General features: G+C 48.4%; 7 protein-coding genes. 4 read left to right on the plus strand and 3 right to left on the minus strand.

Annotated elements, in window-relative coordinates; all coding sequences use genetic code 11:
- Positions 1-276: 276 nt before the first annotated feature.
- Positions 277-1,089, minus strand: a complete 813-nt coding sequence (locus WG89_RS25855) for a cytochrome C assembly family protein (RefSeq protein ID WP_172806917.1) — start codon at positions 1,087-1,089, stop codon at positions 277-279.
- 293 nt (positions 1,090-1,382) lie between these two features.
- Between WG89_RS25855 and WG89_RS25860 the strand changes: the two genes are divergently transcribed.
- Positions 1,383-5,366, plus strand: coding sequence for a coiled-coil domain-containing protein (locus WG89_RS25860; RefSeq protein ID WP_062270554.1), 3,984 nt, complete (start codon positions 1,383-1,385; stop codon positions 5,364-5,366).
- Positions 5,367-5,435: 69 nt separating this feature from the next.
- Here the strand turns inward: WG89_RS25860 and WG89_RS30705 are convergent, their stop codons facing one another.
- The gene (locus WG89_RS30705; protein ID WP_153301828.1) at positions 5,436-6,365 is read right to left on the minus strand and encodes a hypothetical protein; all 930 of its coding nucleotides are present in this window, start codon (positions 6,363-6,365) and stop codon (positions 5,436-5,438) included.
- 1,038 nt (positions 6,366-7,403) lie between these two features.
- On the opposite strand from WG89_RS30705, the gene ffh reads away from it, so the two are divergent.
- Positions 7,404-8,819 (plus strand): signal recognition particle protein, encoded by a 1,416-nt coding sequence (ffh, locus tag WG89_RS25870; RefSeq protein ID WP_062270556.1) that lies wholly within the window; start codon positions 7,404-7,406, stop codon positions 8,817-8,819.
- A 58-nt stretch (positions 8,820-8,877) separates the two neighbouring features.
- Here the strand turns inward: ffh and WG89_RS25875 are convergent, their stop codons facing one another.
- Positions 8,878-9,678 (minus strand): transporter substrate-binding domain-containing protein, encoded by an 801-nt coding sequence (locus tag WG89_RS25875; RefSeq protein WP_062270557.1) that lies wholly within the window; start codon positions 9,676-9,678, stop codon positions 8,878-8,880.
- A 236-nt stretch (positions 9,679-9,914) separates the two neighbouring features.
- Here WG89_RS25875 and WG89_RS25880 point away from each other — a divergent pair, with 236 nt between their 5' ends.
- Both WG89_RS25880 and WG89_RS33045 read left to right on the plus strand, forming a co-directional pair.
- Positions 9,915-10,628, plus strand: coding sequence for an alkaline phosphatase (locus WG89_RS25880; protein WP_079254061.1), 714 nt, complete (start codon positions 9,915-9,917; stop codon positions 10,626-10,628).
- Positions 10,629-10,679: 51 nt separating this feature from the next.
- The coding region (locus tag WG89_RS33045) for a transposase (protein WP_172806677.1) at positions 10,680-10,841 on the plus strand (162 nt) is incomplete at its 3' end.

A 10,841-nucleotide genomic window follows, 5' to 3' on the forward strand; every position in this document is an offset into this window, starting at 1 on the left:
CCTTTTGATCCTGTGCCTCGATAAGAATTGATCAGTGGAGACAGGTCGAGCTGGTCAACAACATCCACCACAAAGCGAGCCATATGACCTTCTGGAAGATAATCCTGGATGCTGGCAGGGAAAAGGTCGGGAGTGTTTCGGTCGACCGGTTTGAACTTCCACTTATTCATAGTGCTTTGAGTGTTACTGGTACTGGAATCAGGATTTTACCTGTTTTGCTGGTTAAGTCCGACAGGCTCCTAGGAAGCAGGGCTCGACACCCTGCTCGAGAAAGGTTTATCTGACGAGAATGAAATCAACAACGGTGCGCCAGCCAAAATAGGCCACCAGCAACAAAACAAAGCCGGCTACCGTCCAGCGCATGGCTTTTTGCCCACGCCAGCCGTTGACCCAATGACCAATCAGCAAGGTAGAAAACAGCACCCAGGCCACCAGCGACAACACCGTCTTGTGCAACATCTCTTTGGCAAACATATCATCGATATAGATAAAGCCCGAAATCAATGACAACGTCAGGAGGACAACACCTACAGAGAGAAATTCAAACAGCAGTTTTTCCATCGTCTGCAGGGGCGGTAAAGCTTTTAGCAAGCGTTTCTGATTATGACTTCTGAGTTGCTTCTCCTGATAAGCCAGCAACAGAGACTGGCAAACCGCAACCATTAACAATCCATAAGCCAGCACAGATAAAAGAACATGCACCACCATCAGTGTGGGCGACCTGAAAATGTGTTCCACCGGAGCCAGCCACGCGGCCAGGACTGAAATAATGGTGAAAGGCAATATCATGACCAACAGGCTTTCCGAGGGCTTGCGAAGACTACTGAGCAAAACGACCAGGGTCACCATAAGGGTCGTCAGGGAACTGATGGTCAGAATACCCAGGTTTGTGCCTTTGCCGGTATGGATGGCGAAGTAAAGTGAAAATGTGTGTAACACAGCACCCAACGTTGTAGCCAGCAACACCACATTACGAGCACCACCACGACCAGTAATCCTTCCCCATTGGCAGACCATTCCCACCGTATACAAAACAATGGCCCCGATACTGACGAGCATGACATTCATTGAATCTGTTAAAACCTCCACTTGAAGCCTGCCTGATGAAGGGGGTTGAAAATGAAACAGCCATGAGCGAATCAAATCATGGCCCATGAGGGTATCAGGCAATTTCCAGCTATATAGTGAAAGAGTTTGTCATATCTGGCCTACAGACACCATGCCGGATAATGAATTTCATGGTCAGGAGCCTAGAAATTTTTGAATTGTAAATCATGATTTTATTTCTATCTTTTAAAAGCCCTCAGAGTTTCAACTTAGCACCGGTAGAAAAAAGCGGCCGATGCTGTAGAAGCGATTAAGAATAAGAGAGAAGTATTATCATGTTCGCACGTACATCCAGCAGTGCCCTTCGCGCCTGCCTGCTCTCAATCTTTCTGCTGCAGTTTGCTCCAGTTCTCTTTGCGATCTCAACCCAACCTGAGCCGCCCCCGCCAGCTATTGAAATGACGGTGTTGGAACCAGACAATCCGGAAGAGGCTTATCAACTGGTCACAGGCACACTCACAGCTCAACTTCAGGAAGGTAGCCGCCATGCATTGACGGAAAAAGTCAGCACCAGCGTCAATGCATTCAGCCAGCTGGCCCCAGGCATCCACCCTTTACTGGGTTCTTTCTGGTTCCTGTTCACCCTGGACAAGATCATGGACAGCTTGTTAAGCCTCTATGAATATGGTGATCAGGGGGCCCTCTCTGTAGCCAGTGACTTTGCTCTACAGCAAGTTCACAGTTATTGGCGGACATTCTCTGCAACCCAAAGATTGATGCATTCCGCCCATTCAATAGCGGGGCACTTTTCACCTTTACTGACCACACCGGCATTAATCACTACACCTGAATACCCTGAACTGGCGGCCATTTTTTCAGTGGTTCAACACATGCCGGCCAGCTGGAATGAGAAAGCTCCCGGCCTGGAGCTTAACTTTAACCCAGCCCTGACTCTCTCCGACTATTTCAAGTACATGGAACGCAAACCTGAAGCTAGACCGTTGAAGGACTCCACATTTTTGCAACGCATGGAACTCATTCAAACTGAACTACTGAAATTAAACGACACCTTTCAACCTCGCATCCGGATACTGGCACGCAGCCTGAGCCCTGCTCGAATAGACAAGCTGCAGTCGGACCTTTGCGATTTATTGCAAACAGGCACCTGCCCTTTACAGGGATCAAGCCTGAGAACCTTATCCCGGACAGATCGTGCACCGAGAGGAGAACCTGTGCTGGAATTGGTACTGACAGGAAGACAGGGTGAAAGGTTCATAATCATCAGTACCCGCAAATGGAGCCATCAGGCAGATGCCCAGTGGAATAGCGTCAGAGCCTTCCATAAAAACTTGATAGACAGCCGAAACCAGCATTTTCGGATGGATTACCAATATCTTTCTGGCTGGCTCTACAACCCGGAAGAGTTACAGGCCTCCTTTGAAAAAAGAGAGTCCCTGTCAGAACTCAGCCCGGAAGTCCTGGACGAAATCTATTTTATTCTACAAACCATCAACGCCAAACGTAATGACCTGACATACACCCCCAGAGTCAATCCGGAAATAGTATCCTCCTCTGCGACCGCTTCTGAACAACCCTGGAATCATGAGCAATATACACCTCACGAGGAGCGTGTTTCCTTTGCCAAATTTACCTCACCTGTTTTGCCAGAGCCTCAACTGAGATCCAACTGGCCAGCCATTACAGAAAACAAAGCAGTGACCCATCACTTAATGCAGACCCGAATACAGACTGCTATTAGCCATCCTGATTCGGGAACCACACTGGTCTATGACGGCATCAGTGACCCCTTAAACATCCAGCTTTATTTCCAGCCTTTTGATTCGAAACATTTACCTGCACTGGCCACTGTTGACGCATTGCGAAGACAGCTTCATGAAGTGGAAAATAAAGGTGCCGCTTATGGCCTGCTGCATCTGGCACTGAGTGAAAGTTTTCTGCTATGGCTGAAATCCCCCTTTCCCGGAGACACTCCATCAGGTCGCCAGGTTCCCGCGAAAAAGAAAAAAAGCGGTAAACAACGATCTTCTGGAAATGGCGGCGGGACGGGCTCGGGAACAGTATCCAGCAGAAGTGGAACATCATCAAACGGATCACCACGCAGTCCAACCGGTGCATTGGGTGGAGGCGGTGGTGGCAAAAAGCCACCGAAAAAGCCCGTCAGTTATGACAAAGAAGCCCCAACATCTCCCTACCTCAGCTATGAGGATGAGAAAGAAGCCGCTGGAATGAGAGAAGAACATCAGGATCAGAAGTTGAGAATGAAAAAACAGATAGCGGTACAGAATGCTCAACTTGAAGAAGGTGAATCCTTACTGGAACAACAAAGGCAAGCCAACGAACAAACCAGAGCAGGCATCGAGAAAACCCATGCAAGATCGGTAGTCAATGGGGTAATGGTTGAGGCACAAAGAAAAGTAGTAGACGACAACACAAAGAAAGTAATGGAAACCGATGAGAGAGTGGATCAGCTTTCTGTGTCTGTAAAAAACCAGCAAGCACTGGCTCGCTCTCATCAGAAGTCTGCCTATAGAACCATGGATCAGAATGAAAAAGTTCTGGATGAAACAGAGAGAAAAGTGGAGGAAACAGCAGCAAAAGCTTTCGTCAGTGAAGTCATCACTACTGCTTCAGCAAGATTACTGGACGAATCCACTGAACAGACTGCCAAAGCAGTCTCCCGCACAGAAGAAGACACTCAATGGTTAGCAGCAAGATCGAAAGAGAGCCGGCAAAGAGTGACCCGGCAAATTGAATCCAACGAAAATGTAGTTAAAGGCAACCAGCGTGTAGTAGAACGTCATGATCAGTGGGTAGACGAACAACTTGCTGACTCTATTGCCCACGTAGGCGGGATTAACCGAAAAACCGGGGAACTTTCTGACCAGCAGGACCAGTTACAGCAGGTCATGAATCAACAAAGTCGCAGAGCAAAGGGCATCGACAATACACTGGCAATCAATGAACGAAAAACCGTCGCACTGGTACAAAGCCTAGAATCACAACAAGAAAATACTCGAGCTCTGGATCAGGCCATTACCGGCCGCCAGCGTCAGTTTGACGGAGCAGTAGCCACTGTTGATAGGAATGTTCAATACAGTAAGGATGGTGCAGTAAAAACCAAAAAAGTGCTCAGAGAGGTAGCTTCTCTGGAGAAAAAGCTACCTGTAGTAGAACAGGGGTTACAGGAGGTGAAGGACAGCCTGGCTAGTTTCAGAAAAGAACTGGACGAACGGGAGCAGGAGCTCAAAACCACTGATAATGAGAATACGCTTCGAGGCCTTAGGGAAGACTTTACTGAACTGGATGAGAAGTTCACCGTCTTGGAGGCAGAGTACTCCCAGAGTCATCGGAGAACTCAAAAAAGTCTGGATCAGCAAAAAGATGCACAGGGTAAACTGGAGAAAAGGGTTGCAGCTCAAGAAAGCAAAGCCGGCATGCATCAAGAAAAGATTGAGCGTCTGGAACGCAATGAATATAAAGGCAGCCTGGATAATCTTCGAAACCGGTTAGCCACACTGGAACTGCAGGTAGAAGTACTTCAGGACAAACCCCACCTGCGCAAGAGAGAGGCAGCGCCCTTCAGCCGCTTCCGAAGCCGTCCCGAAGGTTCAGAACATTCTGACTCCCTGCCTGAAAACAGGCCTGTTCAAACAGAATCTGCCAGCACACAAACTCAGCAGACACCCTCTTCCTCACCTACCCTGAAAGCTCTGGCAGCCGGTCTGGCCGGCGGCGCTGTTGGTGGTGTGGCTATCAGTCAGATACTGGCACAGCAGAAAAAGAACCAGCCCGCCCTGTACAACCTGACGGTTCGCAACTATCTGCAGGCACTTATGGTCAAGCCTGAAAGGACAAAAGAAGCACAGGCTTCACGCCAATTCCAGAGCCTGATGATCAGTCTGGTGAAAGACCAGGCACTTCCCTCCCCCAGAAAGCACTGCCTTGGAGAGGACTGCATATGGGAATATCTGAGCGATACCCGCTACACCGTCAGACAATGGCTGGATCAGGTAGGTCTGCCTGAAGATCATCAGCGACTCCAGGACAGCCTGACCATTGCCATGACCATCAGTACCTTTGTTATCTCAGTAAACCCAACAGCTTCTGGCTACTGGGAAGAAAAAATGTGGGTAGCCATCTATGAAATGGGTCTCTATGAGAGAAATCAGGGAGGGTACTTTATGGCCATCCAATCCTTTGAGGAAAACCTGAATCAGGTTCTGGCTTCTGCCTCTATTGATCAGGAAGTTGCCCAGACTTTGAAGCGCTGGCTTGATCAGGCCAGTCAGATTCAGTAGACGATTCTTTTGAACAAAATGAGATGATCATGGCTTGGTCATCTCATTATGTTACCCATTCAAGAAAACTCAGTACCTGAAAATGCGCCTAATCAACGACGGTTTATCAACTGCATCAACAGAATAAAGATTAAAGAAGGACTCCCCATCTCTGGAAATCAGTTTACCCCCAAACCAGGGTCTACTCCTGGGTTCAAATAAATAGGTTACCAGAAACTGATTTTCCTTCTCCGAGGTGGGCTCTATTATGGCACTTCCCCACAATCTGCCTTCCACCAGCCACCTGCCATCTTCTAACTTTTCAATACTATCTGCTGAGAACCCGAACCCATCGGGATTTGAGGCAAGCCTTTTCGCAAACTCCAAAGCTGGATGATCGCTCCCTGAGTTTAAATCCCACTCACTCAGTGTAATGAGCCCACTCTGAGCAAAAACCTGTATTAAGTCATCGCCTGACAAGGCTCTTATTGATGAAAATAATCCTTTAGATTCAAGTCTTCTTTGAAGAAGCAGTTCCCCTTCTCTACTGACATTCCAGAGACTAACACCATGCATTTCTGCAACAGCAACCCTGTCATCCTTAAGAGCTAAAATATCACTCCCATAGTTTCGACCCTCAACACTGACGAAGCTTTTTTCTTCTGCCCGCTCAATGGATGAACAGTCGATCACTCTCAGGGTATATGGCATGCCTGAATCTTGAGAGACAATCATTACCTTGCTCCCGTTAATCGGCATCAAGTTGCTGGGAATCTGGGGTAGCGTAATACTTTTTCTCTCTCCAGACTCAATGTCCAGGATATTGAGCTCTGCAATCTCCTGTTGACCTTGGATTTCTTCTATTTCATCTAATGACAACCAAACCAGCAAACCATTATCCAATTGAAATACGGGGTCCTCGCTTCTTTTTTCACAATCGGGAAAAGATGTTTCCAGTTTGAGCCCCGATCTGCCAACCCTGCTGAAAAGTAATAACTGCCCATGATTTTCATAGGCCAATAGACGTCCATCTTGCAACTCAGTGAGACAAGTGATTTCCACATCTTTAATAGCGTTCTCAGGTTCCCCTCCCACACCATCAACACAGATCAGTGAAAGAGAATGACCTCCAAAAATCGCGCGTGTACCATCAGAGAGCTTACAAACACCTCGTATAGACCAGGGGTACTCTCTGTCCGTAGCAACTGATCTGACCTTGTTTCCTGAAAACTGAGTGTTACTGGCTGTCCGGCATAAAGTCCAAAGTAATTTTGTGTTAGTGTTGATTTCAGCAGACTTTACTAACAGCTCAGGCACCCCAGCCTCTCTCAGGAAACCAAGCATTTCCTGCTTTTGCTCCTCACTCGGCAAGGGTAATGAGTGCTGTTCACCATAGTATTTCTTTGGAAGCTCCTTAATGACCCTGCTGAAAACGGTGCTGAATGTGGCCATATGGGTTCCCCTATCCACGAGAGCCAAAGCCTTTCTATCCTCATAATCAAGATGCTGGGCAATCTGGTCCCAGCAGTGAGCATTGACAAGAGAAAGAGAAGAAACCCCGCTTTTGGGATAAACAGCGTAATAATTTGAGGGATTAATGATAAGAGTTTCACGATCGTACAGGAGTTTTTGAATGGACGGCCCAAATATCCGAAACACCTGTTGTCCCAGGTATTCCTGAACCCCGAATACTGCTCTGACGGGCTTCCAATTGAAAACTGAGGATAAGAATCCACCCTGTTCACGCGTATTTCCCAAGTCAGTCGGCGAACCATGACTCACTGCACCTACATCCATGTTGATCTCTCTCTGATCGGGTAAGTTTCCATTTAGAAGATAGAAAGGTCTGACTCTTTGATCACAATATGCTCTAGAAGTTCCCTTCTACTGGCTTATAGCAGCCCTCGCCAGACCGTCACTGAGCAACGGTTTATGGAGCCAGACCCCAACCTTTAAAGAAGCACTGTGTGGAATGCTGCCCCTTTTGCCCGAGATTGGATATAATGTGGCTCAATTACGCATTTACACCTTACTTCAAGGTATTCCCAAGGTAGCTGGATGTTCGAGAATTTAACCGAACGCCTGTCGCAGACGCTTCGCAACGTCACCGGCAAGGCGAAACTGTCTGAAGACAACATTAAAGAAACCCTCCGCGAAGTCCGTATGGCTCTGCTGGAGGCAGACGTTGCCCTGCCTGTGGTCAAGGAGTTCATCAACCGGATCAAGGAACGGGCCATTGGCCAGGAAGTCCAGTCCAGTCTGAGCCCGGGCCAGGCCTTCGTTAAGATCGTTCAGGCCGAACTGATCTCGGTCATGGGCGAAGCCAATGACGAGCTGAACCTGGCTACCCAGCCACCTGCGGTCCTGCTGATGGCCGGTCTTCAGGGTGCGGGTAAAACCACCTCTGTGGCCAAACTGGGTAAATTCCTTAAGGAACGTCACAAAAAATCTGTTCTGGTGGTCAGTGCTGACGTATACCGTCCGGCAGCGATCAAACAGCTGGAAACTCTGGCAGAAGAAGTCGATGTTGAGTTCTTCCCATCCGACATTCAACAAAAGCCGGTTGATATTGCCACTGCCGCTATTCAGGAAGCCCGCCTGAAACATATCGATGTCGTTATTGTCGATACTGCAGGTCGTCTGCACGTCGACAGCGACATGATGGAAGAAATCCAGGACCTGCACGGTGCCATCAACCCGGTAGAAACCCTGTTCGTGGTTGACGCCATGACCGGTCAGGATGCTGCCAATACCGCCAAAGCCTTTGGTGATGCCCTGCCCCTGACCGGTGTAATCCTGACCAAAGCCGATGGTGACGCCCGTGGTGGTGCAGCCCTGTCTGTTCGCCATATTACCGGTAAGCCCATCAAGTTTATCGGCGTCGGTGAGAAAACCGATGCCCTGGACCCTTTCCACCCTGACCGTATCGCCTCCCGAATCCTGGGCATGGGTGACGTTCTCTCCCTGATTGAGGAAGCAGAACAGAAGCTCGACAAGAAAAAAGCCGACAAACTTGCCAGTAAGCTGAAAAAGGGCAAGGGCTTTGACCTGGAAGACTTCCGTGATCAACTTCAGCAAATGAAGAAAATGGGTGGTCTTGCTGGCGTTATGGACAAGTTGCCTGGCATGCCAGGTATGCCTTCCAACATGGCCGGTCAAGTGGACAATAAGATTTTTGTCCAGATGGAAGCCATCATCAACTCCATGACGCCGGCAGAACGCGCTAACCCGGACATCATGAACGGCTCTCGCAAAAAGCGTATTGCCAGCGGTTCCGGTACCCAGATTCAGGACATCAATCGTCTGATCAAACAGCACAAGCAGATGAGCAAGATGATGAAGAAAGTCACCAAAAAAGGCGGCATGAACAAACTGATGCGCGGTCTGGGTGGCATGAAAGGTCAGATGCCAGGCGGTGCTGGCGGAATGGGCGGCATGCTGCCTCCCGGCGGTGGCAAGAAGTTCCCGTTCTAAACCGCTCTGAACAGCTGTATGGCCAGCTTACCTTTGGAAGGCTGGCCATAATCTGCCATTAACTGTCACTGTCCGCATAATTCTCATAGAGATGCGACATCAGCACGTCATCACTTCTGACTGATTTCAGAGCCCCCCAAAGCTCATCCCTTTTATCCTCTGACACTGCACTTTTATGGGAGAAAGTCAGGAAATAATCCTTGGCTTTTAATTTTACAGACTGGATCTGGTATTGCCCTTTCAGAAAACCATCACTGACAGCCAGCTGATTTGCAATACTGCCCAACAATGCTGCGGAGCCATTCTTCTGTTTCACCAGACTCAATAAGGCTGCCCTGTCACTGGCGAAACTGGCTTTGACGTCTACTCCCTTTTTCTCAAGGTCACTGGCAATCGAGTAGGATTTAGGGACCCGCACCGGCGCAGGCAAAGTGGAAGTATCACCTTTAAAACGATATTGACTACCTAAAGGTGTGGCGATTACATAATCCACCAGGCTCATACTGAAAGACGATGGTTTGCTGGAGGTAGCATCATCGGGATAATACATCCATTGAGCCCGTTCCTCTTTATACGACGCTCCCAAAATACCATCCACCTTCCCCTGCCTGGCTAACCTGAGACAACGGGTCCAGTTTGCCGGCCTGATCACAAAACGGGTATGGGTGCGCAACCCAACTTCTTTGATCATATCTATGAACAATCCCGCTGCACGGTAATCTCTCAGATAGGTAAAAGGAAACCAATAGGCTTTATCACTGCATAGTGTCACCGTTTCACGAGGAGCAGCTTGAATCGAACTACTTAACATAGAAAGTAGTGCGACAAAAAACAGCAAGCACTGCCGATACGACTTCATGTCGATTCTCCATTTTTTTCTTTATTCTCTGGAAGTTCAGACACTTGATGTTTGTGAGGCTCTACCAGGAGCACATGGTATTTGTTCAGTGTCTGATTCAGGGGGATACAAAGGTACGGATTTTTATTGCATATGTAAAAGGAAAAGACTCTAATATCGTCCGTTCGATAGATGTGCTAACAAGAATTAGCAGAATCACACCCAAGAAAAACAATAAATGTATAACGGAGTACACAATGAAGCTCAGAAAACGCACCTGCACTCTGGCTTTATCCATTGCTGCAGCTTCCTTCAATGCCATGGCCGATGCCGACAAAGCCAAAAACATCATCCTGATGATTGGTGACGGTATGGGCCCACAGCAGCTCAGTATGCTCGAAAGCTACGCTCGCCTGGCTCCCAGCTCCATCTACAAGGATGGTAAAACCGCTATGGCAACTCTTTCCAATGCCGGTACCGTTGGATTGTCTATGACTTACCCCTATGGTTCTGTGGTTGTCGATTCCGCCAGTTCTGCCAGCCAGCTGGCAACCGGTAAGGCATCACCTTCCGAAGCCATCGGTCTGGATCACGAAGGCAACCCGGCAGAGACCGTTCTTGAAAAAGCCAGGAAAATGGGTAAAGCCACGGGTCTGATATCTGACACTCGCTTGACTCATGCGACACCTGCCTCTTTCGCATCTCACCGTGCTCACCGCTCTATGGAAAACCAGATAGCTGAAGACATGCTGGCTACCGGTGTGGATGTCATGTTGTCTGGCGGCATTCGTTATTGGATTCCAAAATCTGTGAACGACAAAGGGCAGGTATATAAGGAGCTGGTTGCTCTGAGCGAAGGCAATGTAAAAATCAAATCCAAACGTAAGGATGAGCATAACCTGGTGCTTGAAGCCAAGGATGCGGGATACAATCTGGCCTTGGCTCTTAATGGATTCTGGGGAGCTGGTTGAGGACGAGTTATTTGACTATGAATAGAAGACGTTTTCTTGTACAAAAGTGTCATGAAACTTTATGACCTCCTCGACAACGCCAAGTGCTTTGAACAGATACGCCAGATTCGCTGGCCTGACGGGGTGAAATGCCCACACTGTGCCAGCTCAGACATAACCCGCCAAGGCAAGGACGATTCACAGCCTGACAGACAGAGATATTCTTGTAAAGAA

The organism is Endozoicomonas arenosclerae, from assembly GCF_001562015.1.
Classification (GTDB): Bacteria; Pseudomonadota; Gammaproteobacteria; order Pseudomonadales; family Endozoicomonadaceae; genus Endozoicomonas_A; species Endozoicomonas_A arenosclerae.

What these genes read in the sequence shown, in the direction of transcription:
- WG89_RS25860 (WP_062270554.1), top strand. Translation starts at nt 1,383, where the DNA reads ATGTTCGCACGTACATCCAGCAGTGCCCTTCGCGCCTGCCTGCTCTCA.
- ffh (WP_062270556.1), top strand. Translation starts at nt 7,404, where the DNA reads ATGTTCGAGAATTTAACCGAACGCCTGTCGCAGACGCTTCGCAACGTC.
- WG89_RS25875 (WP_062270557.1), bottom strand. Translation starts at nt 9,678, where the DNA reads ATGAAGTCGTATCGGCAGTGCTTGCTGTTTTTTGTCGCACTACTTTCT.
- WG89_RS25880 (WP_079254061.1), top strand. Translation starts at nt 9,915, where the DNA reads ATGAAGCTCAGAAAACGCACCTGCACTCTGGCTTTATCCATTGCTGCA.